Source organism: Promicromonospora xylanilytica (genome assembly GCF_054782895.1).
Map to the genome: position 1 here is coordinate 86663 of NZ_BAAGRP010000004.1, position 23381 is coordinate 110043.

The following is a 23381-nucleotide window of genomic DNA, read 5'->3' on the forward strand; positions in this document are numbered from 1 at the left end:
CTGGTCGCCCACTCCAGGTGCACCCATCGCTGATGTCATGCCACCATTTTATGGCACACCTGTTCGCCTCGCGCGTCGAGCGAACCCGTATCTGCCGACAGCAGAACCCGGGACCGGTCGCCGGCCGCCCGCTACCACCAGCCGCGACACGGTGCCCTTCCCGCCAGTATCGAGGTCACTCACACACGTCGGACGATCATCCTCTGGAGAGAGTGTCGTCAGCACCCGCCAGCTCCACCACCCACCGCGCCCGCTCCACCATCGCGACGTCCAGGAAGGTCCCGTCCGCCAGCGCGACGACGCCGACGCCGCCGACCGCGGCGCTCCCGACCCGCTCCAGCACCTCCCGCGCCGCGGAGACCTCCGCCGCCGACGGGAGAAACGCGGCCCGGATCGTCTCGAGCTGCCCCGGGTGGATCGCCGTGCGACCGCAGAAACCGAGCGCACGGCCGGCGCGGCACGACGCGGCCAGCCCGTCCGGGTCCCGCACGTTGGTGTACGCCGACATGGCGGGCGGAGGCAGCCGCGCCGCCCGCGCGGCGACGACGACCCGGCTCCGCGCCCAGGTGAGCCCCTCGTCGCCGTCGACCCGCAGGTCGGAGCGCAGGTCCGCCTCCCCGAGCCCGATGGACGCGACCTGCGGCGACGCCGTCGCCAGCTCGAAGGCGCGCTCCACGCCGAGCGCGGACTCCACCAGCAGGTGCAGCGCCCGGCCTGGCAGTGCGGCAGCGAGCGCCCGCACCTCGTCGGCGGACTCGACCTTGGGCACCCGTGCACCGACGTCCACCGGCAGCGCCGCGACCATCGCGACGTCGTCCGCGTGCCACGGCGTGCCGGGATGGTTGATCCGCACCTGGACGGCTCGTCCGCTCGCCGCGGCGAGCAGCCCCGAGGCACTTCCCCGCGCCTCGTCCTTGCGCGACGGCGCGACGGCGTCCTCCAGGTCGACCAGCACCACGTCGGCCGCCGACGCCAGGGCCTTGGCGATCCGGTCGGGCCGGTCGGCGGGCACGTACAGCAGGGTCAGCGGCGTCATACCGCCCCCTCCTCCCGCAGCTCCGCCACCCGCTCGGGCGCGAACCCGAGCTCGCCCAGCACCTCGTCGGTGTCCGCGCCGTGCGGGCGGCCGGTGAACTGGATGACGCCGTCGTTCTCCGAGAGCCGGAACAGCGGGCCCTGCATGAGCATCGGCCCCAGCTCGGGGTCCTCGATCTCGTGCAGGGTCCCGAGCGCCTGGAACTGCGGGTCCTCGACGATGTCCCGCGCGTCGTACACGGGAGCCACGGCGGCCTGCGCCTCCTCGAACGCCGCGACCACCTCGTCGCGCGTCCGACGCGCGATCCAGCCGCCCACGGCGGCGTCCAGCTCGTCGGCGTGCCTGGCCCGATCGACGCCGCGCGCGAACCACGGCTCGTCGACGAGGTCGGGCCGGCCCACGAGGCGCACCACGCGCTCGGCGATCGACTGGGCCGACGTGGAGACGGCCACCCAGTGCCCGTCGCTCGTGCGGTAGGTGTTGCGGGGCGCGTTGTTGCCGGACCGGTTGCCGGTGCGCGCCTGCACGGTGCCCAGCTGGTCCCAGCGCGTGATCTGCGGCCCGAGCATCGCCAGGATCGGCTCGACGATGGCGGTGTCCACCACCTGCCCGTGGCCGGTCCGGTCGCGCACCGAGAGCGCCGTCATGATCGCGAACGCCGTGGCGAGCGACGCGACGCCGTCGGCCAGGCCGAACGGCGGCAGGGTGGGCGGGCCGTCGGGCTCGCCGGTCATGGCGGCGAACCCGCTCATGGCCTCGGCGAGCGTGCCGAAACCGGGCCGCGTGCGGTACGGCCCGATCTGGCCGAACCCCGACACCCGGGCGAGCACGAGGCGCGGGTTGCGGGCCGACAGCTCGTCGTAGCCGAGTCCCCAGCGTTCGAGCGTGCCGGGCCGGAAGTTCTCGATCACGACGTCCGCCCGCTCCACCAGGGCGAGGAACACCTCGCGCCCGCCCGGCGCTCCCAGGTTCGCGGTGACGGCGCGCTTGTTGCGCCCGAGCGTCTTCCACCAGAGGTTGACGCCGTCCTTCGCGGCCCCGTGCGTGCGCGACGGGTCCGGCTTGGCCGGGTGCTCCACCTTGATCACGGAGGCGCCGAGGTCACCCAGGTGCATGGCCGCCATCGGTCCGGCGAACAGCGTGGACGCGTCGACGACACGGAGCCCGGCCAGGGCGCCGTCAGCGGGATCGCGGGAGACGGTCATCGGGTCGCCTCCGCGGTGTCCAGGTCCCACGCGCAGCGGAACCCGACCGTGGCGCTCCGGGCGAGCCCCAGACCCGGCAGCAGGTACTTGACCGAGTAGTCCGGCGCGTGCCGGCCGCCCTCGATGTACCAGTCGGAGTCGGCGGCGCGGTAGTCGCTGCCACCCTTGAGCATGACGAACCGCGTGCGGCCGTCGCTGTGCTCGCTCTCGGTCCAGCTCCAGACGGCGGGCCCAGGGCGGTCCACCCCGAACAGCTCGGGACATGTCTGACCCGCGAGCTGCCACTCGTCCTCGGTGGGCAGCCGGCCACCGCGCCAGGCGCAGTACGCACGGGCGTCGTCGAGGTCCACGAAGGTCACCGGGTGCTCCGCGGTGCCTGCGGAGGGGTGGCCGTCGGCCCAGTGCGCCAGGAACCGGTGGGGCTCCGCGGGCGCGTAGTCGGTCGCGTCGAGGAACTCGGCGAACTGCGCGTTCGTCACCTCGCTCGCCGCGACGGCGACGGGCACCGTGAGCTCGCCGTCGCGCTGGAGCGTGCGTGCGTCGTGCAGGCGCGGCGGCAGCGGCTTCCACTCGTCGACGTACGGCGCCCCCTGGTACATGCCGGTCTCCCGCGCGCGGTACCGAACGGTCAGCGCATAGGCCCCCTGCGGCACGACGACGGCGTCGGGCACCGAGCTGTCGGACGCAGAGGTCACCCCGGTGACCTGTGCCCCCGACACGGCGAGCGCCGGTGCGACGCGGCGCGCGAGCCGGTGCGGGAAGGCCGCGTCGGCGTCGTGCGGCGTGTGCGCGAGGGCGTCGAGCAGACCGGGCAGCCACGCGGGCTCCGCGGCGCCGTCGGCCAGGTGCAGCAGCGCGGCGATGCCCCGCCCGGGCACCACGACCTCCGACCGGTCAGACACGTCGGTCAGGGCGACCAGGCGGCCGGACCCCCGCTCCGGCGCGTCAGGGGCCAGCACCGGGCCGCCGTAGTCGGCGTCGCCTCGGTTCACCAGCGTCCACAGCGTCACACCGTCGAGCTCCCAGCGCGACGCGTACACCCCTGCGGCCTCGGCCTCGGCGGCGAGCGGGGCCAGCGGCGTCCAGTCACCGTCGAGCAGCAGGTCGCCCGCGGCGCGCTGCACGGTCACCAGGCGGCGCACCGTGCCGGCGTCCCGCCGGGACCAGCCGACCCACACCCCGAACACGACCTCCCACACCATCACGCCCACGCCGTTCAGCCAGGCGGACTGCAGCTCCTCGGAGTGGTCGCGGTGCCAGCGCCGCACGTGGTGCTGCATGTGCCGGCGCTCGTACCAGTGCGCACGCAGCACGCCCGGCACCGGCGAGTCGGCGAAGAACTGCGCCCAGGACGACGAGTGGTCCTCGATGCGCTCGACCGGCAGCTTCGACTCGCCCTCCAGGACGATCCCGGGCCGCGCCGCCTCCAGCCGGGCGACCAGCTCGGGCTCGGCCTTCTTCAGGGTGTCGAGAAAGACGCCGTCCGCCCCGAGCTCGCGGACCACCGCGGCCAGCTCAGTGAGGTCGTCGGCACCGCGCCGGGTGCCGACGTCCCACGGGTTGTAGTCGACGAACACGTGCAGACCCGCCTGGTGCAGCACGTCGACCAAGAGGTTCAGACCCGGCACGTCGCGGTAGAAGTCCCACTGGTTGCGGTCGTCCAGCCCGATCACCGGGTAGGCGTGCCACAGCACGACCGCGTCGAGCCCGCCGAAGCGCTCGCGGGCATCGTCGAGGAACCGCTCGGGCGTGAACCGCCCCTCCTCGAAGGAGTAGAGCAGCTCGTCCCACAGCCAGACCTGCGCCACCGTGGAGCAGCGCGCCGCCCAGGCGGCCTCTGGTCGCGCATATGCGGCGCCCGTGTAGCCGTGCCGGTCGCGGGCGTCCGCCCGCCAGGCCCGCAGCAGGTCGCGCCAGGCGGGCCGGTCGGCCGGGTCGGCGGGCCCGGAGAAGATCTTGGCCTCGTCGAGCGCGGTGCTCCGCTCCGGGGTCAGCGGTCCGGCGGCGACCTCGGTCGGCCGGTCGATCGGCCGCGGGACGAGGGGGTCGAACGTGTACGTCATGATGCCTCTCTCAGTTCGTCGGCCAGCGCGGCCACCTCCGCGGCATCGGGCACGGCGTCCTGCGCCCCCGGCCGGGTGACGGCGAGCGCCCCTGCCGCACCGGCCAGCCGTGCGGCGTCGGTGAGGTGGGCGCCGCGGGCGAGCGCGGCCGCGAGCACACCGCAGTAGGTATCCCCTGCCCCCGTGGTGTCGACCGCGGTGACCTGCGCGGCGGGCACGCGGACGGCGGGCACGCCGCGCTGGGCGACGAGGCTGCCCTGGCCACCGAGCGTGACGACGACGGCGCGCACCCGGTCGAGCAGCGCGGCCGCGAGGGCCTCGGCGCCCACGCCCGACCCCGGCCCCCGCCCCGCGCCACCGACCAGGTCGGCGGCCTCGTGCTCGTTGACGACGAGCACGTCGAGCTGCTGCCACAGCTCGTCCGGCAGCGCGCGCGAGGGCGCGGCGTTGAGGACGAAGAGCGCGCCGTCGGGGCGCGCCCTGGCCGCCGCGAGGACGGTGTCGAGCGGGATCTCGAGCTGCGCGAGCACGACGTCGGCCGCGACGATCCGGTCCTTCTGCGTGCCGCCGACGCGCACGTGCGAGTTGGCTCCTGGCGAGACGACTATCGCGTTCTCGCCGTCGGACGTCACGGTGATCAGCGCGGTGCCGGTCGGGGCACCGACCCGCTCGACCACGTCGGTCCGCACGCCCGCTCCCGCCAGGGAGGCGAGCAGCAGCTCCGCCGAGTCGTCGTGGCCGAGCGCACCGACGAACGTGGTGTCGGCTCCCCCGGCGCGTGCCGCGCCGACGGCCTGGTTCGCGCCCTTGCCGCCGGGCGAGCGGCGCAGGTCGCCGCCCAGGATCGTCTCGCCGCCCGCGGGGTGCCGCGGCACGTCGACGACGAGGTCGACGTTCGCCGACCCCACGACCACGACGCGTCCGGCGTTCACGCGGCGCCGCCCGACGGCGAGGGCGCGGCGAGGGCCACGGTCCGCGCGGCGAGGTCGGTGATGCGCTGGGCGCCGCCCGGGAGCGACGTGGCGATCCGGCCCTGCACGGGCCTGGTCCACTGGTCGCCGATGCCGGTGACCCCGCGCAGGGCACCGACCACCCCGCCGACGGTCGCCGCGGCGGAGTCGGTGTCCCACCCCGCGGTGACGGCGATCGAGACGCTGGGCCCGAACTCGCCGCGCCCGGCGCTGAGCGCGAACGCGATGACCGCCGCGTTGTTCAGCACGTGCACCCAGTGCAGGTGCCCGTACTCCGCGTGCAGCCGGTCGAGGCCGGTCCGTAGCCCGGCCTCGCTCCCGTCGCACTCGGCGCCGAGGGCGCGCCCGAGCCGCACGGCGGCGGCCAGCCGGCTGTCCGGCGGCACGACGGTGTCCGCGGCGTCGAGCACCTCGTCCACGCCGTCGGCGACCATGGCGGCCGCGGCGAGCGCGGCCGCCCACTGCGCACCGTAGGTGCCGTTGCGGGTGTGGCTGAGCCGGGCGTCGGCCCACGCGAGCCGTGCCGCCGTGCGGACGTCGCCCGGTGCGGTCCAGCCGAGCAGGTCGGTCCGGATGAGGGCGCCGATCCACTCGCGGAACGGGTTGTCGTGCGTCGCCGTCTCCGGCACGGGCCGTGCGTCCAGGATGTTCCGATAGGCGGCCCGCTCGGCCGTGAAGGTGCGGCCGGCGGGCAGGTTGTCGAGCCAGAGCTGTGCCACGTCGTCCGTCGTGAACCCGTTGCCGTGCTGCTCGAGGAGCGCGAGCGCCAGGATCGGGTAGTTCAGGTCGTCGTCCTCGGGCATCCCGTCGATGTTCTCCTCCAGCGACGTCGGTGCCGACCGGCGGTTCCAGGGCCAGCGCGCCGCGACGTCGTCGGGCAGCCCCACCGCGGTGAAGTACCGCCGCAGGGGCCACCGGCCCGTGGCGCGAAGGATCTCCTCGATGCCCTCGCGGGGGATCTTCTCCACGGGCTTGCCGAGCAGGCACCCGGCCGCGCGCCCCGTCCAGGCGCCCTGCACGCGGGCCGCGTAGGCGGCGTCGGGCCCGCCCGGCCCGCCCAGCCCGGACGGTCGCCGGGGCAGCTGCGGGGCGGGCGGCAGCAGGGCCTCGATCTCGTCCCACTCGTCGGGTTCCGCAGGCGCCGGCGGCGCAGGCCGGGCCTCCAGCTCCGCCAGCAGCGTCCGCGCCAGGGCACGGAGCTCCGGCGACGCGGGGACGGGGCCCGCGCCGCTCACGGCCGGCGTCGGGTCGCCGCCCGCTGCGACCCAGCGGTCGCGCACGTCGGCCACGTCCTTGCCCTCGTCCGCCGCCTGCACGAGCTCGTGCGCCAGCAGGTCCTCCGGCTGCGCCCAGGTCAGCCTCATGCCGCGCCCACCGCGTCGATGGCCGCGAGCCGGCCCAGCGCCCGCTCCCGGTCGGCACGCAGGATGTCCGCGGCGGCGGAGGCCATGAGCCGGCCGGTCTCCCGCACGTCCATCTTGCTGGCCGACTCGATCTCGTCGAGCCACTCCGCCGGCACCACGCCGCTCCCGCCCAGCCCTGCGGCGACCGCGCCCGCCATGACGGCGATCGAGTCGGCGTCACGGCCGTAGTTCACGGCGGCGAGCACGGCGCCGCGGTAGTCCCCGCGGTGCGCGATCAGCAGCCCGAGCGCGACGGGCAGCTCCTCGATCGACTTGGTCCGCGAGGGCCGGCGGGCGTCCATCGACATCTGCCGGTACTCGGGCCCGACCGAGTCGTAGGGTGCGACGACCTCGCGCACCAGGCGGGCGAGGCGGCGTTCCTCCTCGTCGTCCTGCGGCGGCGCGGCCCAGCCCTCGACGGCCTCGACCACCGCGCGGAGCGCGGCCGCGGTGCCGTCGTGCGCGACGTCGAGCGCGGCCCGCACCACGTCGTCGAGCGTGGCGCCCGGCGCGACGGAGGCCGCGACCATGGCGGCGAAGACGCCTGCCGCCTCCCGGCCGTAGCTCGACTGGTGGGCGCCCGTGAGGTCGATGGCCTCGGCGTAGGCGCCGCGCGGGTCGCCGGCGTTGACCAGCCCGACCGGGGCCGCGTACATGGCGGCCCCGCAGTTGACGACGTTGCCGACGCCTGCCTCACGTGGGTCCACGTGCCCGTAGTGCAGCCGAGCCACCAGCCACTTCTCGGCGAGGAACACCCGCTGGAGCAGCAGCGCCGTCGACTCGAGCTCGGGGATCCACCGGGGCTCGCCGATCATCAGCGGCACCAGGTCCTCGGCCATCGCGTACGCGTCGAGGTGCTCGCGCCGCTTGGCGTACACCTCGACGAGCGCCCGGGTCATGAGGGTGTCGTCGGTGATGTGCCCGTCGCCCTTGTGGTACGGCGCGATGGGGCGCGCATCCTGCCAGTTGGGGTACCAGGGCCCGACGATGCCGCGCACGCGCCCCCCGTGCCGCTCCTCGATCTGCTCGGGTGTCCAGCCCTCGGTGGCGCCCCCGAGGGCGTCTCCGACGGCGGCACCGGTGATCACGGCTACCGTCCGGTCCTCTAACCAGCTCACGGCCACGCTCCTTCAGTCGTTCCTCGTTCGGCAAACCTGGTCACTGGGTGATCTCGGTCCAGCCCGTCGTGAGCTGGTCGGCCAGCTCCGTCTCGTCCGTCTCCTGCGCGAGATAGCGCTGGTAGGCCGGGGTGGCCACCGTGTCCTTCCACTGCGCGTAGGAGTCCGCGAACAGGTACGGCGCGGAGACGAAGTTCTGCCCGGAGGCCAGGATGGTGTCCCAGCCGTTCTCGTCGCCGAGCTTCTTCGCCAGGCTCTCCTGCGCCGACGTCGTCGCGGGGATCAGGGCGTCCGCCTCGTTGAGGGCGGCGAGGTGCTCGGTCTCGGTGAAGAACTCGATGAACTCGGCCGACTCCTCGACGTGCTCGGAATCGATGTTGACCGACAGCGTCTGCGGGTTGGCGGCCTGCTGCGGCCCCTCGGGCCCGGCCAGCGGCGGCAGTGCCACCCAGTCGAAGCCCTCTGGCGCGTCCTTGCTGATGTTCGCGGCCTGGTACGACCCCTGCACGGTCATCGCCGTCTGCCCGGCGTAGAACGAGGCGATGGCCTCGGAACCCGACTGCGTCATCGTCACCGGCAGGATCGACTCGTCCTCGTACGCCATGTCGTGCACCAGCTCGGGCAGGGCCATCTCGCCGTCGCTCACGGTCAGGGCGGCGTCCTCGCCGGTGCCGTCGAAGTAGGTGCCACCGAACCCGGGGGCCAGCGACATGAACGCGGCGGTCGGGCTCGACAGGCCCCAGCCGAGGCCGTACACCTTGTCGCCGTCGGTGGTGGCCTTGGCGATCTCGCGCAGCTCGTCCCAGGTCATGGTGTCGCCGGTCGGGATCTCCACCCCGGCGTCCTCCAGCAGGGTGCGGTTCGCGAACACCATGTACGACTGCAGCTCGGTCGGGTAGGCGACCACCTGGTCGTCGACCGTCACCGAGTCGAGGACGCCCTCGGGGATGTCCGCGCGGCGCTCCTCGGACATGAGGTCGGTGAGGTCGGCGAGGTAGCCGTCCCGCGCGAACGACACGATGCTCGCGGCCTCGTAGTGGATGACATCGGGCGCGGCACCACCGTTGAACTGGGTGATCAGCTTGTCGTAGACGCCGTCCCAACCGGCCGGGACGATCTCGACCTGCACGTCGGGGTTCGCCTCGTTCCAGTCCGCGACGATCGACTCCGTCGCCTCGATGGCGGCCGGCTGGTCCGAGAGGGCCTGGAACTTCAGCGTCACCGGTCCGTCGTCGGCTGCGTCACCGCTGCCGCAGGACGCGAGCAGCGCGGTCGTGATCGTGAGGCATGCGGCGATGGACACTCCACGGGTCTTCATGGGTCTACCTTTCGTCAGAGATGGTGCGGGGTGGGCGGTCATCCCTTGACCGCCCCGGCCATGAGGCCACCGGTGAGCTTCTTCTGCATGATCGAGAAGAAGACGATGCTGGGGATCGCGGCGAGCACGGAGCCCGCGGCGAGAGGCCCGAGCGCGACCTTGCCCTCGCCGCCGATGAACGTCGACAGCGTGATGGGCAGGGTGTAGTTCTCGGGTGACTGGAGCAGCACGAGGGCGAAGAAGTACTCGTTCCAGGAGGAGACGAAGCTGAACATCGCCGTCGCGACCACGCCGGGGGCGAGCAGCGGGAAGACGATGCGGCGCAGCACCACCAGACGGTTGCCGCCGTCCATCGCCCCCGCCTCCTCGAGGTCCACGGGGATGGCGGCCACGTAGCCCTGCAGCATCCACAGCGCGAACGGCATCGTGTACGTGGTGTGCACGAGCGTGAGACCGACGAGGCTGTCCGTGAGCCCGATGGTCCGCAGGATGAGGAACAGCGGCAGGATCACGAGGATCACCGGGAACACCTGGCTCACCAGGATCCAGCCGACGCCCGCCACGCGGATCGTGCCCTTGAGCCGTGCCAGCACGTAGGAGGCCGGCAGTGCGATGAGGATGACGAGCGCCGTGGACGCGAGCGCCACCAGAGCGCTGTTCCCCGCAGAGCTGACGAGGCCCTGGCGGGCGAGCGCGTCGGCGTAGTTCTCCCAGTGCCACTCCCGCGGCAGGAGGTTCACCACGAGCGAGTTGAGCTCGGCGGACGACTTGACTGACGCGGAGACGAGCCACAGCAGCGGGAAGCCGAGGAACACGATGTAGCAGGCCAGCGCCACGTACTGGGCGGGGCGGACGAGAGCGCGCACGGATCAGCCCTTCCGGTCGAAGCGGTCGTCGCGGAACTGGGACCGCAGGTAGAAGGCGAGGAGGAGCACCACGACGACGACGAGGACCACGCCCATCGCGGCCGCGTACCCGATGTTGCGGTTCTTGAACGCCTCGAGGTACGTGAACAGCATCGGCAGCATGGTGCGGCCGCCGGGGCCGCCCTCGGTCAGCACGTAGACCAGGGAGAACGAGTTGAAGTTCCAGATGAAGTTCAGCGACGTGATCGACGTGACGATCGGGCGCAGGCTCGGCAGCGTGACGGCCGTGAACCGGCGCCACGCTCCTGCGCCGTCCATCGAGGCGGCCTCGTGCAGCTCGGCGGGGATCTGCTGCAGCCCGGCGAGCAGCGTCACGGTGGTCTGCGGCATGCCCACCCAGACGCCGACGACGATGACGGCGGGCAGCGCGGTCGAGAAGTCGGCGAGCCAGTTGATGTCGTCCGGCAGGCCCAGCGAGCCGAGGAACGCGTTGAGCGGCCCGGCGTTGGGCGAGTAGATCATCTTCCACATGATCGCGACGACCACCGGAGGCATCGCCCACGGGATCAGCGCCAGCACCCGGGTGAGGCCCTGGAGCCGCAGGCCCGAGTTGAGCAGCAGCGCGAGGCCGAGCCCCGCGACGAGCTGGAGGAGCGTCACGGACAGGGCCCACGTCATGCCGATGCGGAACGAGTCCCAGAAGAACGAGTTGCCCGCGAGCCGCACGAAGTTGTCGACGCCGACGAACTGGTAGTCGGGACGACGCACCAGCTCGGCGTCCGTGAACGCCAGCAGCACGCCCATCAGCAGCGGCGCCACCGACAGCACGAGGATGGGTAGCAGGGACGGCATCACCAGGGCGGCCGCTTCGCGGCGCCGGGCCCGCTCCATTCCGGTCGAACCGCGGCGGCGCCCGGGTCGGGGCGCCGGCGGCCGGGGTGAGGCGAGGACGGTCATCGTGCGCTCTTCTCCTTCGAAGCGGGCAGGGTCGCAGCGGGCAGGGTCGTCGACTCGCGCACGACGAGGTGCGGGCCGATGGCGACCTGCTGGGCGGGCTCGACGGCGTCGCCGACCCGGTCGAGCACGAGCTGCGCCGCCGCGCGGCCACGGTCGGCCGACCCGAGCGAGACGCTGGTCAGGCTCGGCTGGAAGACCTTGCCGATCTCGGTGTCGTCCATCCCGGTGACGGCGAGCGTGCCGGGAACGGTCAGCCCCAGCTCCCCCGCGGCCCGGATGACGCCGATGGCGAGCAGGTCGTTGGCGGCGACGACGGCGTCGAACGGGCCGGCCGCCGGGGTACGGGCCAGCAGGCGGCGCCCGGCCGCGAGCCCCGCGGTGACCGTGAAGTCGTCGGCCCGTTCCGTCTCCGCGTGCTCCCCCGCGAACGTGGCGGGGCTGGTGGCGGCGTCGAACCCGCGCTGACGCGCTGCGCCGGGCGTGGTGTCGAGCGGGCCGTTGACGAACCCGATCCGGCGCCTGCCGATCTCGACGAGGTGGGCGACGGCCTGGCCGAGGCCGGCGGCGGAGTCGGTCGACACCGAGTCGATGCCCTGCTTCTCGAGCGAGCGGCCGATCACCACGACGGGTACCGGTGCCTGCCGGATCGCCTCGACGAGCGCGTCGTCGGTGCGCAGGGGGCTCACGATCAGGCCGTCGACGAACCCGCTGCCGAGGCTCCTGACCAGGTCGACCGTGGTGCCGACGGTGGGACCGGTGGACATCACGACCACCCGGTAGCCGTGGGGCGCGAGCACCTCGTGGATGGCGGTGAGCATCTCGACGTAGACCGGGTTGCCGATATCGGCGACGGCGAACGCGATCTGGAACGTCCGCTTCATGCGCAACGACCGCCCGATCACGTCGGGGCTGTAGCCGAGCTCGGCGGCCGCCGCTCGGACGCGGTCCACCATCGCCTGGCTCGCCCCCGTGCCGTGCAGCGCCCGCGAGGTCGACGCGAGCGACACTCCGGCGCGCTCCGCCACCTGCATCAGGGTGGCGCGTGATGACGACACTGTCACTCCACTTCGTCGTGAGCTGCTGTTCCGCTGGAACCGATTCTGGAAACGTTTCCAGTCTGGGACACCGTCGTACTGGAAACGTTTCCGGTGATGTCGATCAGTGTGCCCCGCGTCGGGACCGGACGTCAAGCAGACGTGGGATCGGCAGAACGCGCGTGCGGTCGGTAGAACGTCAGGTGATCGGCAACCCGGGTTACCGATCACCTGACGTTCTACCGACCACGCGGCCCGTGCTCCCGCCACCCACCAGGGCCAGCACCGCGATCACCAGGCACAGCCCGGCGGTCGTGAGCAGGCCGACGGGGAACCCCGCGCCCGCCGCGATGAAGCCGACGACGAGCGAGCCCAGGCCCGTGCCGGTGTCGAACCCGATGTTCCAGACGGCGCTGGCGATGCTGCGGTCGCGGTCGGGCACCGCTGCGAACGCCGTGACCAGCGTCAGGTTCTGCAGGCTGCCGTAGGACACGCCGACGACCGTCATCCCGGCCACGAGCACCGCCGCCCCGGGGCCGGCCTCGGTGAGCGACCAGGCGCACAGCGCGAGGCCGCCGGCGCAGAGCACGAGGAGGGGCGGGATGAACCGGCGTGGCCCGAAGCGGTCGGCCGGGCCGCCGACGAGCCACCGGGACAGCGCCGCCGCCGCGGTGAACCCGAGCAGGCCGAGCACGGCCACCGACGAACCGTGCCGGAACTGCGGGGCGAAGGTGAGCAGAGCGCCGCCCGGGGTGGTCACCGCGAGCAGGACGAGCGAGGGCAGCGCGAGGGCCAGGAGCATCCGGCCGCGCCCCGGCCGGGCCTCGTCACCGGTGTCGAGGCCGCCGGCGGCGATGTCGTCGAGGCGGCGCCCCAGGGCGGCGGCGAACGGCACAGCGAGCGCCGGGGCGGCGCCGAGCACGAAGACCACCCGGAAGTCGATCGACTCCGCGATCCAGGCGGCGCTGGGCACGAGGAAGAGCTGCGGGGCGGCGACCGCCAGCCCGTACAGGCCGATCGCGCGCCCGCGGCGCGTCGCGTCGACCAGGGAGGCGACGGCGCTCGCACCGCACACCGTGAGGATCGCGAACCCGGCGCCGCGGACGGCGGAAACGGCCAGGATCCCGGCGAGGTGGTCGGTGAGCATGAGTGCGAACGAAGGCAGGCCCAGCAGCAGCACCCCGAGGGTGAGCGTGGTGCGCCACCCCCACCGGCGCAGGGACCACGGCACGGTGGTCTGGACCGCGACGGTCGCGAGCATCAGCACGGCGTTGACCAGACCGGCCCCGCCCTCGTCCGCGCCGCCGCGCGTGGCCCACAGGGGCGCCGTCGGGAGCAGGAGCGCATAGCCGGCGAAGCAGAACAGCGACATCCAGAACAGCGCCCGCATCCCGGGTACGCGCAGCATGGGCAGGTCGGGGTCCGTCGGCGTCGTGCTCACGTGACCTCACCCTACGAGGTCGCCCGCCCTCAGTCGCTGAGCCTGCGGTAGCGCTGCAGGCGGGCGAAACCCGGTGCGTCGGGCCGCTCGGCCGGTGCCAGCGCCTGCTCGAGCCGTTCCCGGACGTGCGCGACGTCGAGGTGCATGCCGATCGCCACGAGCTCGCCGGGGCCGTCGGTGTCGCTCACCCGCCGGCTGGCCACGTGCAGCGAGCGGCCCACGACGTTCACCACGTAGCCGCGCAGGCTGCGGCCGGTGTCGACGACGACCCGCCCCTTCATGCGGTAGGCGCCCGCCGGCGGCTCCTCCAGCAGGTCCATCAGGCGTCCGGGACTCACCGGACCGGTAGCGGTGACCGTGACGGCGTCGGCGTGCTGGTGGTCGTGCTCGCGGCCGTCACGCAGCAGCGCGGCCAGGGGGAGCTGGTCGGGCGGGTCCTCCGCCGAGGCCGCGTCGTAGACGAGCACCGGGTCCACCCGCCCGTACGAGGTGCGGACCACCTGTGCCGCCGGGTTGCGCTCGTGCACGCGGGCCTCGATGCGCGCGAGCGTCCGCTCGCCCTCGCCGGCCGGCAGGCGGTCGGTCTTGTTCACGACGACGAGCGTCGTGACCGCGTACCGCGCCGGCGCGTCGCCCCCGTCGTCGACGGTGCCGAAGTGCTCGACCGCGTCGACCACGTCGACCACTCCCCCGGGCCGCACGCGTTCGACCCCGCTGAACCGGATCATGCGGGCCAGCGTCAGCGGGTCGGCGATACCGCTTGCCTCGACCAGCACGACGTCCAGCCCCAGCCGGGGGTGGGTGAGCTTCTCGAGGGCGTCGTCGAGCCCGCCCGCGTCGGGCAGGCAGCACAGACAGCCGCCCGCGATGGACGCCGGCTCGTCGATCTGGCCGGTGACCAGGCCCGCGTCGACATTGACGTCGCCGAAGTCGTTGACGATCACGCCGACCCGGGCTCCCGGCTGCTGCAGCAGGTGGTTGAGCAGCGTGGTCTTGCCCGCGCCGAGGTGCCCGGTCAGCGTCACCACGGGCACCCGCCCGGCCGTGCTCATCGCCACCGTGCCACCGCCCAGCGAAAGGCGTTCACGAGCCGGTAGGACCCGTCGGGTCTGCGGAACGGCGACGCGGCGGCGACCACGACGGGCGCCAGGTCCGCGAGCGTCGACGTGTCCTCGCCGAAGAGGATCCCGCGCACCAGGTCCGTGTCGTGGCGCGCGGTCCACGCGACGGGCACGACGCCGGCGCCGAGCACCTGCCGGCCCGCCCCACGCAGCAGGTCCTGGAGGCCGCCCTCCAGGCGCAGCGGCCCGTCCTCCGGCGGGTCGTCGTCATCGGCCGCAGCGAGCGCGACGTTGATCGCGTCCAGGTCGTTCCGCTCGCGCTCGGCCCAGCCCGCCAGCCCGATCGCGCCGCCGGGCGCCAGCACGCGCCCCGTCTCTGCAAGTGCCGCCGCGGGGTCCTCGGCGAACTGGAAGGCGTTGACGGCGAGCACCGCGTCGAAGGCGCCGTCGTCGAACGGGAGCCGCTCGAACTCGCCGGGCCGCACGTCCGCGCCGACGGCCCGGGCGCGGGCGAGCTCGACCATCCGGGGCGCTGGGTCGACGCCGCTGGGTACTGCCCCGCGCTCCTGAAGGTGCTCGAGCAGCTCGCCGGTGCCGCAGCCGACGTCGAGCACCCGGCTGCCCGGGCCGATCGCCGCGCCGGTCAGCAGCGGCTCCCACACGGGCCGAGCGAAGCTGCCCCAGTAGCGGCCCCAGTCGTCGGCGACGGAGGACCAGGGATCGTCCGGGTGGGGCGTCGACATGGTCGGAGATTATCCGAAGGTCAGCACGGCCGGTCCGCCACGGTCCCACCGGAGCCGGCGCTGCCGGTGTCGAAGCCCGTTCGTACGATGGCGTCCATGGCGAACGGCGACGCGGGATCTCACGGACGGTCCTACCGGAAGGGGACGGAACGCCGGGCGCAGATCCTCTCCAGCGCGATCGCCCTGTTCGCCGAGCGTGGGGTCGGTGCGTCCCTGCGCGCGATCGGCGATGCGATCGGCGTCTCGCACGCCGCGCTGCGCTACTACTTCGCCCACCGCGACGAGCTGCTCGTCGAGGTCTACCGTGCGCACGAGGCCCAGGTGGGCGAGCGGTCCGCGCCCGAGGAGGTGTCGGCCGTCGCCGTCATGGAGCGCAGCGCCGAGCGGAACCGCTCGATCCCCGGGCTGGTCGAGCTCTACGCGACGCTGACGACCGACGCCCTGCAGGGAGAGCAGCATCCGACCACGCGCGAGTTCGTGCAGGCGCGGTACCGGCGGGTGCGCACCGACCTCGCCGAGCGTGTCCGGGCCGGGCAGCGGTCCGGCGCCATCGCCGCCGACATCGACCCCGACGACGCCGCCGCACTGGTCACCGCCGCCTCGGACGGGCTGCAGCTGCAGTGGTTGCTCGACCCCGACGCCGTCGACGTGCGCCGCTCGCTGGAGCTGCTGGAACGGCTCCTGCCCGGCGCGGACCAGCCGGCCACTGACCCGGGGGCAGCACCGGAATCACGGTGAGCCCGGGGCACGGCCCGGCCAGCCCGGTCAGCCCGGCTCAGCCCGCCGTCGCGACGGTGGCGTCCCAGCCCTCCGGCAGCGGCGCGACCGGCCCGACGGCGGAGTCGATCTCCACGGGCTTTCCGCCGTCCGCCGCGTCGCGGACGGCGAGCAGGATGTCCAGCACGTGCGCGGCGACCGCGCCCGACGCACGCTCGGTGACTCCGTCGCGGATCGAGCGCACCAGGTCGACCACGCCGGCGCCGCGGCCGAGGTCTGGCCCGGTCGCCGGGAGCGTCGTCGGCTCCTCGGAGCCGAGGCGCCACAGGGTCGAGTCCCCGCCGAACTCGTTGGGGTCCGGCAGGCTGATGGTGCCCTCGGTGCCGTTGATCTCCACGAAGCCGTTCCGGGGCAGCGCGTGCTGGAACGAGAACGTCGACTGCGCCGACCGCCCCTCGCCGAACTCGATCAGGGCGGCGTGGTGCGTCGGGACCAGCACGTCGAACACCTCGCCGGCGCGGGGGCCGCTGCCGATGGTGCGGGTGGGCCGCGAGGTGGAGGAGACCGCATGCACCCGGGTCGCGGACCCGAAGACGTGCACGAGCGTGGTCACGTAGTAGGGGCCCATGTCGAACAGCGGACCCGCGCCGTGCGCGAACAGGAAGTCGGGGCTGGGGTGCCACGACTCCGGGCCCGGCACGTGGAACATCGTGGTCGCCGTCAGGGGCTCCCCGATGTCGCCGCGCGCGATCGCCCGCAGCGCCGTCTGGATGCCGGCACCCAGCACCGTGTCCGGCGCGCACGCGACGCGCAGTCCGCGCGTCTCTGCGTCGGCCAGCAGGGCGGACGCCGCGTCCTGGTCGAGGGCCAGCGGCTTCTCGCTCCACACGTGCTTGCCCGCGGCGAGGACGCGGTGCCCGACGTCGGCGTGCACGGCGGGCACGGTGAGGTTCACGACCACCTCGATGTCCTCGCGCGCCAGCAGCTCGTCCACCGTCCCCCACGCGGCGACCCCGTACGCCTGGGCCTGCGCGGCGGCGCGGTCCCGGTCGAGGTCGGCGACGAAGCGGACCTCGGCGTCGGGGAACCTGGCCAGGTTCTCCAGGTACTGCGTCGAGATGTTGCCCGCGCCGATGACGCCGACGCCCGCCGCCCCGCTCATCGGTCGTTCTCCGTCAGCCATGCGAACGACCGCGCGATGCCCTCGAACACGTCACCGGCGTACGCGTCGAACTCGATCACCCGTCTCGCCAGCGGTGCGGCGGCGAGGATCGCCGGCACGTCCAGCTCGCCGGAGCCGGCCGGCTGCTGTGCGTCGACGTTCCCGTCGAGCGTGCCGTCCTTGACGTGGATGAGCCGTACGCGGTCGCCGAGCGCGGCGAGCAGGGCCGGGGTGTCGGCGCCGCCCACGCCGCTCCAGTAGGTGTCCACCTCCAGCACGACCGCCGGGTCCAGGTGCTCGGCGAAGAGCTCCAGCGCGTGCCGGCCCTCGATGCGGGTGCTCAGCTCCCAGCCGTGGTTGTGGTACCCGAGCTCGAGGCCACGCTCGGCGGCCAGCGGCGCGATCCGGTTCACGCGCTCGGCGAGCTCGGCCACCTGCTGGGCCGTCTGCCAGTGCTCCGCCGGCACGTGCGGGTCGATGACCGTGGTCAGGCCCAGCGTCGCCGCGGCGTCGAAGATCTCCTCGGGTGCGTCCGAGGCGAGCACCGGCGCGTGCCCGGACGGCGCCGTCAGGCCCGCCGCCGCGAACGCGCGGCCGTACTGGGCCGTGCGCTCGTGAAAGGCGTACGGCTCGACGTGCTCGAACCCGATCTCGGCCAGGCGGACCGCCGTGCCGTCCAGGTCCTGGTCGACGGCCTTCTGGACCGAGTAGAGCTGTACAGATGGTGTCGGCTTCGTCGTCGGCATGGAACTCCCTCGTTCGGCACGGTGACGACGATCGTACCCAAAAATTCTTACAGTGGAAGATTCTGCGCGTCCTCGAGGAGCTCCAGCAGGTGCGGCGACGGTGAGTCGTGGCGGTCCGGCCCTGTCACCACCGAGACCACCCAGTCCGCCGAGCCGTCCGGCACGACCGGGACGGCGACCAGCCGGGCGGCCTGCGGCTTGCCCGCCACGTGCCGGGGCACGAGGGCGACACCGAGCCCGCGGCCGACCAGGTCGAGGAGCGTGTGCACGTCGTTGACGGTGAACCGCACCCGGCGGTGCACACCCCGCGTACCGAGGGCGTCGTCGTTCATGCGGCGGACCGCCCACGACGGGTGGAAGTCGATGAAGCTCTCGCTCCCGAGCTCGGCCCGGTCCACGGCCTGGCGAGAGGCCAGGGCGTGCTCCGGCGGGCACAGCAGCACCACCGGCTCCTCGCCGAGAACCGTGCGCGGCAGCACGCCCACGTGGTCGGTGGTGGCCACGAACGCGGCGTCCAGGTCGCCGTCGCGCACTCCTGCCAGGAGCTCGTGGGAACCCGCCTGCGTGAACGCGATCTCCACGCGCGGGTAGCGGCGATGGAAGCGTTCGAGCAGCGAGGCGACGTCCACGACACCGAGGCACTGCTCGGACCCGACCCGCAGCGTGCCCGCGAGCTCGCGGGAGACCTGCACCACCGCGTCGCGCGCCTCCGTCGCGGAGGAGAGCATGGTGCGGGCGAAGGGCAGCAGTGCGAGGCCGGCCTCGGTCGGCTCGACCTTGCGCGTGGTCCGCGTGAACAGCCTGGTACCCAGCTCGACCTCGAGGTTACGGATCGCGGCGGACAGCCCGGACTGGGAGACGCCGGTGACCTCGGCGGCCCTGGTGAACTGGCGCTCGTCCGCGAGCGCGACGAGGTATTCCATCTGACGCAGTTCCATTAAGCAGTACCAGTTCTAGGAATGATGATCCGGAGTTGTTGGACTTCTAGGTTATCGCTTTCTACTCTCAGGCTCGAAAACCGTTGCGACACGAGGAGCTACTCATGCAGCACCGCACCATCGGCGGCCGGTCCGTCTCCGCGATCGGCCTCGGCGGCATGCCGATGTCCATCGAGGGGCGGCCCGACCGGGACCGGTCGATCGCCACGATCCATGCGGCCCTCGACGCCGGCGTCACGTTCATCGACACCGCCGACGCCTACCACCTGCACGCCGACGAGGTGGGCCACAACGAGGAGCTCATCGCCGAGGCGCTGCGCTCCTACGGCGGCGACACCTCCGGCGTGCTGGTCGCCACCAAGGGCGGGCACCTGCGCCCGGGCGACGGCACCTGGACCAAGGACGGTCGGCCCGAGTACCTCAAGGAGGCGGCGAAGGCGTCGGCCCAGCGGCTCGGGGTCGAGGCCATCGGCCTGTACCAGTTCCACCGCCCGGACCCGAACGTGCCCTACGGCGACTCCGTGGGCGCGATCCGCGACCTGCTCGACGAGGGCGTCATCGAGATGGCGGGCATCTCCAACGCGAACCCCGACCAGATCCGGGAGGCCAACGAGATCCTGGGCGGCCGCCTCGTCTCGGTCCAGAACCAGTTCTCGCCGCGGTTCCGCTCGTCGCTGCCCGAGCTGGAGCTCTGCGCCGAGCTGGGCATCGCGTTCCTGCCGTGGAGCCCGCTGGGCGGCATCGCGCTCGCCCGATCGGGTGAGCTCGGAGCGGAGTACGCGGCGTTCCTCGACGTGGCCCAGGCGCACGACGTCTCGCCGTTCCGCGTGACGCTCGCGTGGCAGCTCGCGCTCGCCCCGGTCGTCGTGCCGATCCCCGGCGCGTCGCGGCCCGAGAGCGTCCAGGACTCCGCGCAGGCGACGGACCTCGTGCTCACTGAGGACGAGGTGGCGCGGCTCAGCGCCGCCGGCGCCTGAACCGCTCGGCCGTACCCACGCGGCGACTCACGCCGCGACCCGTGCGACGACCCACGAACCACGAGACAAGGACCTCATGAAGACCTTTACCCTGCCGGGGACGCAGCTCACCGTCCCCAACGTCGTCCTGGGCCTGATGCGCATCCAGGAGAAGACCGACGAGGAGGTGCGCACCCTGGTCAAGACCGCCCGGGACGCGGGCATCTCGTTCTTCGACCACGCCGACGTCTACGGCTCCGCGCTGCACGGGTGCGAGAAGCGGTTCGCCGAGGCGATGCGGCTCACGTCGTCCGAGCGCGAGGAGATCGTGCTCCAGACCAAGGCCGGCATCGTCCGCGAGGGGCCGTACTTCGACTTCTCGTACGAGCACATCATCGAGTCCGTCGACGGCTCGCTGGCCGCGCTCGGCACCGACTACATCGACATCCTGCTGCTGCACCGCCCGGACGCCCTCGTGGAGCCGGACGAGGTGGCGCGGGCCTTCGACGAGCTGTCGGCGGCGGGCAAGGTGCGCTCGTTCGGCGTCTCCAACCACACGCCCGGCCAGATCGAGCTGCTGCGCAGGTCGGTGTCGCAGCCGATCGTCGCCAACCAGCTCCAGCTCTCCGTGACCCACGCCCCGCTCGTCGCACAGGGTGTCGCCGCGAACATGCAGGCGCTGGACCAGTCGATCAGCCGCGACTCCGGCACCCTCGACTACTGCCGCCTGAACGACATCACGGTGCAGGCCTGGTCGCCGTTCCAGGCCGGGTTCTTCAACGGGGTGTTCCTCGGCTCGCCCGACTACCCCGAGCTGAACGCGGTGATCGACCGGCTCGCCGCGCAGTACGACGTGCCGGCCATCGCGATCGCCACCGCCTGGATCACGCGCCACCCCGCGCGGATGCAGGTGGTGCTCGGCACGACCAACCCGGAACGGGTGGCCGGTGCGGCACTCGGTTCCGACGTGCCGCTGACGCGCGCGGAGTGGTACGAGATGTTCCGCGCGGCGGGCTACACGGTGCCGTGACGCGTAGGAGGTGGACCGCTGGTCGAGCTTGTCGAGACCAGGGGTCCACCTCTGCCAGGGTGGCCTCCATGACCACACCCCAGCCGGACCGGCGCGCAACGCCCGCGCCACCAGCGCCGTTCGGTCGCACCGGCGTATTCACCCTGGCCGCAGCGCTGCTGCTGGCGGTGTCCGGGCTGTTCGCCGTTCCCGGAGTTGTCTTCTCTGCGGCGTACTACACCAATGCCTGGGCGGTGGTGGCGTTCGTCGCCCCGATACTGACGGTGAGCATGCTCGTGCTCGCAGGTGCAGCGGTCGCTCGCGGTTCGCAGACGTTCTTGCTGGTCGTGAGCGTCACCACCGTGCTGTATCTCGTGAGTCTGGTCTGGCTCGGCCTGCCCGCGGACGGCGGCGTCGCCCGAGCCGACACTCTCAGTCGTCTCTGGTCCGCACCGATCCAGCTCGCCCTGGCCCTGGTCGCGCTGGCCCTTGCCTGGTGGATCAGCTCACGCACGGACCGGCGGCCGTGGGCACCGCTCATCCTGGTCGCGCTCGCCCCCGTGCTGGCACGGATCCCTGGAACAGGCGCCTACTGGGATGCGGCGTGGCTGCCGGTCCTCGTCGTCGCCCTCGGCATCCCCGCCGCCCTCACCATCCTCGCCGCAGGACTCGTCAGTCTGCCCGACCGTGGACCACAGATCACCGGAGCAGTACTCATCGTGCTCGCCGGCCTGGGCGTGTACGGCTCCTCGCTCGTGCTGGGCCGGCAGCCGGTCCCCTCCGTACTGGTCGCGATGGGGCTGGCGTTCGTGTGCGCGCTCGCCGCCATCCTCGCGCCGTCACGTCGGGTGGCGGACGGCGACGGGCAGCACCCAGGTTCCGAGGACGCCGATCAGCTCGACACCGGCAGCCTCGACGAGGCAGCCGGCGTCGCGTCGACGGCGGCGGCCGACGCGGAGGTCGTCACGATGTCCGACACGGCGGTCGTCGTCGTGCCGTCGTCGCGTCCCGAGGCCGACGACGACGCCGGAACCCGCCCGCCCTTCGCGTCACGCCGAATCAGAACCCTGACCCTCGCCGCCCTGACGGTGCTGGTGCTGACCGTCGCCCTGGCCGTGCCGCGCATGTTCGCGTACGGCCCCGGGATCCAGCCCGGCGGAGCCGGCCTGGTGTCGCTGACCGGACTGCTGGTCAACGCGTCCACGTTCACGGCGTTCGTGCTCGCGGCCGGCGCGGCGACTCTCAGGGTGCGCGGCGTGCTCCTCACGGCGACCGTCTTCGCGGGGGCCCTGGGGCTCGCCCTCCTGGTGAGCTGGACGGCAGCAGGTGGAACGGTCGACCTCCGTGCAGGACTGCCGTTCATCGCGCTCGGCCTGTCCCTCGCGCTCGCGTGGGCCGGCGTTCTGCGGCCAGGGCACGGAAGCACGGCGTGGCGCTGGCTGGCGGTCGTGCCCCTGGTGCTCGCCGCCCCACCGATACAGTCACTCACCAACCCCGGCATCACGGTGTACGCCTCGAATCCGGCGTTCCTCCCCCAGTTCGTGCTGCCGATCCTGGTGTCCGGCCTCGCGCCCTTGCTGGCGGCGGCCCTGCTCGGCTACCCGCACCGCCGCACCCGGATCGCCGCGGCCGTGCTGCTGGGCGCCGCCGCGATCGCCGCCGTCGTCGGCACGATGGAGAACGCCGCTGCCAGCCTGGCGCTCGCGACCGCCCTGCGCCTGCTCCAGGTGGGCGGCTACGCCCTGGCCGGCGTCCTTGTCGTGGGCGCGCTCCGTGCGCCCGAACCGGGCAGGTAGTCGCACGGAGCACGCCGGCTCCTACCTCGGCGAGGTCGGTGTGGGCAGGCTGAAGACCACGTCAGCGCAGTTGTAGAACGCCTCCGGGCTGTCCGACCGCGTCCAGATCGAGTAGATGATGTGGTTGCCGGACTTGTCCGGGAGCGTGGCGTCCCAGTAGTACTCGTCGCCCTGCGGACCACCCGAGCGCAGCGGCGGGTCCGTCACCTCGTTGAACGGGACGGGCTCGAGGTCGTCCCAGGCCAGCGGCTGGTTCGGGTCCCAGTCGTCCTTGGTGATGTACTGCGACCAGGTGCCGGGGTGCTTGGCCCAGGCGTTGTACTGGAACGTGATCGTCTGGCCGGCGGTCAGCGTCGTCGTCGGCCACTCGGTGCCCGGCTCACGGAACGCGGAGAACGACTCCTGCGGGCCGCACAGGTTCCCGTCCGGGACGACCTCCTGGTGTCGTCCGTCCGCGTCGCTGAGCAGGTTGCCGAACCAGTTGTAGAACGGGTAGTTGCCGTTCACGGCGTATGCGTTCTGGCACATCGGGTTCTGCGGGTTCAGGCCACCACCCTGGCCGTTCTCGATGCCGTCCACGTAGCACGCGTACGTGCGGGTGGCCGGGTAGGTGAGTCCGCCGTGCGCGTACGCGGCGGGCGGGTTCGGTTGGACGACGACGATCGCCGCCGCCATGAGCAGGCCCAGCGCGGCGACCAGCGCCGTCGCCCGGACCCGGCCGAGCGTCTTGTAGAGGGTCACGTCCAGCTCCTTCGTCGATGCTCCGAGGATCAGGTGTGCTCGATCCTCGGAGTGCGACGGGCGCCGGACAACGCTCCGTAACGTTTAACCGCGTGCCGAC

The 23381-nt window shown here is 73.0% G+C and carries 21 protein-coding genes; 4 read left to right on the forward strand and 17 right to left on the reverse strand.

Going from position 1 to position 23381, the window contains the following annotated elements; genetic code table 11:
• Nucleotides 1-196: 196 nt before the first annotated feature.
• The 13 genes from ACYVK7_RS05355 to ACYVK7_RS05415 all read right to left on the reverse strand — a co-directional run bounded on the left by ACYVK7_RS05355 (nt 197) and on the right by ACYVK7_RS05415 (nt 15216).
• Complete coding sequence (locus tag ACYVK7_RS05355) at nt 197-1036, reverse strand: HpcH/HpaI aldolase/citrate lyase family protein (protein WP_460886646.1); 840 nt, start codon at nt 1034-1036, stop codon at nt 197-199.
• Nucleotides 1033-2241 carry a CaiB/BaiF CoA transferase family protein gene (locus ACYVK7_RS05360; protein ID WP_460886647.1) on the reverse strand — a complete coding sequence of 403 codons (1209 nt, stop codon included), beginning with the start codon at nt 2239-2241 and terminating at the stop codon, nt 1033-1035. Before ACYVK7_RS05360 ends, ACYVK7_RS05355 begins: the two co-directional genes overlap by 4 nt.
• Nucleotides 2238-4304 carry an SUMF1/EgtB/PvdO family nonheme iron enzyme gene (locus ACYVK7_RS05365; RefSeq protein WP_460886648.1) on the reverse strand — a complete coding sequence of 689 codons (2067 nt, stop codon included), beginning with the start codon at nt 4302-4304 and terminating at the stop codon, nt 2238-2240. Before ACYVK7_RS05365 ends, ACYVK7_RS05360 begins: the two co-directional genes overlap by 4 nt.
• Nucleotides 4301-5236: a ribokinase gene (locus ACYVK7_RS05370; RefSeq protein ID WP_460886649.1), complete on the reverse strand. Its 936-nt coding sequence runs from the start codon at nt 5234-5236 to the stop codon at nt 4301-4303. The genes ACYVK7_RS05365 and ACYVK7_RS05370 overlap by 4 nt, the downstream gene beginning before the upstream one ends.
• Nucleotides 5233-6639 carry an ADP-ribosylglycohydrolase family protein gene (locus ACYVK7_RS05375; protein ID WP_460886650.1) on the reverse strand — a complete coding sequence of 469 codons (1407 nt, stop codon included), beginning with the start codon at nt 6637-6639 and terminating at the stop codon, nt 5233-5235. The genes ACYVK7_RS05370 and ACYVK7_RS05375 overlap by 4 nt, the downstream gene beginning before the upstream one ends.
• Nucleotides 6636-7796: an ADP-ribosylglycohydrolase family protein gene (locus tag ACYVK7_RS05380; protein ID WP_460886651.1), complete on the reverse strand. Its 1161-nt coding sequence runs from the start codon at nt 7794-7796 to the stop codon at nt 6636-6638. Before ACYVK7_RS05380 ends, ACYVK7_RS05375 begins: the two co-directional genes overlap by 4 nt.
• Before the next feature lie 40 nt (nt 7797-7836).
• The gene (locus ACYVK7_RS05385; RefSeq protein ID WP_460886652.1) at nt 7837-9114 is read right to left on the reverse strand and encodes an ABC transporter substrate-binding protein; all 1278 of its coding nucleotides are present in this window, start codon (nt 9112-9114) and stop codon (nt 7837-7839) included.
• Between the two features lie 38 nt (nt 9115-9152).
• Nucleotides 9153-9980, reverse strand: coding sequence for a carbohydrate ABC transporter permease (locus ACYVK7_RS05390; protein WP_460886653.1), 828 nt, complete (start codon nt 9978-9980; stop codon nt 9153-9155).
• 3 nt (nt 9981-9983) lie between these two features.
• Nucleotides 9984-10937 (reverse strand): carbohydrate ABC transporter permease, encoded by a 954-nt coding sequence (locus tag ACYVK7_RS05395; protein WP_460886654.1) that lies wholly within the window; start codon nt 10935-10937, stop codon nt 9984-9986.
• Nucleotides 10934-11992, reverse strand: a complete 1059-nt coding sequence (locus ACYVK7_RS05400) for a LacI family DNA-binding transcriptional regulator (protein ID WP_460886655.1) — start codon at nt 11990-11992, stop codon at nt 10934-10936. The genes ACYVK7_RS05395 and ACYVK7_RS05400 overlap by 4 nt, the downstream gene beginning before the upstream one ends.
• A 199-nt stretch (nt 11993-12191) precedes the next feature.
• Nucleotides 12192-13412 (reverse strand): MFS transporter, encoded by a 1221-nt coding sequence (locus tag ACYVK7_RS05405; protein WP_460886656.1) that lies wholly within the window; start codon nt 13410-13412, stop codon nt 12192-12194.
• Between the two features lie 29 nt (nt 13413-13441).
• Entirely contained in the window at nt 13442-14464 is a 1023-nt protein-coding gene (locus ACYVK7_RS05410; RefSeq protein WP_460886939.1) for a CobW family GTP-binding protein, read from the reverse strand.
• The gene (locus tag ACYVK7_RS05415; RefSeq protein ID WP_460886657.1) at nt 14461-15216 is read right to left on the reverse strand and encodes a class I SAM-dependent methyltransferase; all 756 of its coding nucleotides are present in this window, start codon (nt 15214-15216) and stop codon (nt 14461-14463) included. Before ACYVK7_RS05415 ends, ACYVK7_RS05410 begins: the two co-directional genes overlap by 4 nt.
• A gap of 96 nt (nt 15217-15312) precedes the next feature.
• Here ACYVK7_RS05415 and ACYVK7_RS05420 point away from each other — a divergent pair, with 96 nt between their 5' ends.
• Nucleotides 15313-15954 (forward strand): TetR/AcrR family transcriptional regulator, encoded by a 642-nt coding sequence (locus ACYVK7_RS05420; RefSeq protein ID WP_460886658.1) that lies wholly within the window; start codon nt 15313-15315, stop codon nt 15952-15954.
• 37 nt (nt 15955-15991) lie between these two features.
• On the opposite strand, the gene ACYVK7_RS05425 is transcribed toward ACYVK7_RS05420, so the two are convergent.
• Genes ACYVK7_RS05425 through ACYVK7_RS05435 form a run of 3 tightly spaced genes read right to left on the reverse strand, consistent with a single transcriptional unit; the run spans nt 15992 to nt 18764 of the window.
• Nucleotides 15992-17095, reverse strand: coding sequence for a Gfo/Idh/MocA family protein (locus ACYVK7_RS05425; protein WP_460886659.1), 1104 nt, complete (start codon nt 17093-17095; stop codon nt 15992-15994).
• Nucleotides 17092-17841, reverse strand: coding sequence for a sugar phosphate isomerase/epimerase family protein (locus ACYVK7_RS05430; RefSeq protein ID WP_460886660.1), 750 nt, complete (start codon nt 17839-17841; stop codon nt 17092-17094). The genes ACYVK7_RS05425 and ACYVK7_RS05430 overlap by 4 nt, the downstream gene beginning before the upstream one ends.
• A gap of 47 nt (nt 17842-17888) precedes the next feature.
• On the reverse strand, nt 17889-18764 hold the full coding sequence (locus tag ACYVK7_RS05435) for a LysR family transcriptional regulator (RefSeq protein ID WP_460886661.1): 876 nt from the start codon (nt 18762-18764) through the stop codon (nt 17889-17891).
• A gap of 119 nt (nt 18765-18883) precedes the next feature.
• Between ACYVK7_RS05435 and ACYVK7_RS05440 the strand changes: the two genes are divergently transcribed.
• From ACYVK7_RS05440 to ACYVK7_RS05450, 3 genes are all read left to right on the forward strand, one after another.
• Entirely contained in the window at nt 18884-19756 is an 873-nt protein-coding gene (locus ACYVK7_RS05440; protein WP_460886662.1) for an aldo/keto reductase, read from the forward strand.
• Between the two features lie 76 nt (nt 19757-19832).
• The gene (locus ACYVK7_RS05445) at nt 19833-20765 is read left to right on the forward strand and encodes an aldo/keto reductase (protein WP_460886663.1); all 933 of its coding nucleotides are present in this window, start codon (nt 19833-19835) and stop codon (nt 20763-20765) included.
• Nucleotides 20766-20833: 68 nt separating this feature from the next.
• A complete protein-coding gene (locus ACYVK7_RS05450; RefSeq protein WP_460886664.1) occupies nt 20834-22540 on the forward strand; it encodes a hypothetical protein in 1707 nt (568 codons plus the stop codon).
• Between the two features lie 21 nt (nt 22541-22561).
• Here the strand turns inward: ACYVK7_RS05450 and ACYVK7_RS05455 are convergent, their stop codons facing one another.
• Entirely contained in the window at nt 22562-23281 is a 720-nt protein-coding gene (locus ACYVK7_RS05455; RefSeq protein ID WP_460886665.1) for a lytic polysaccharide monooxygenase auxiliary activity family 9 protein, read from the reverse strand.
• Nucleotides 23282-23381 lie beyond the last annotated feature (100 nt).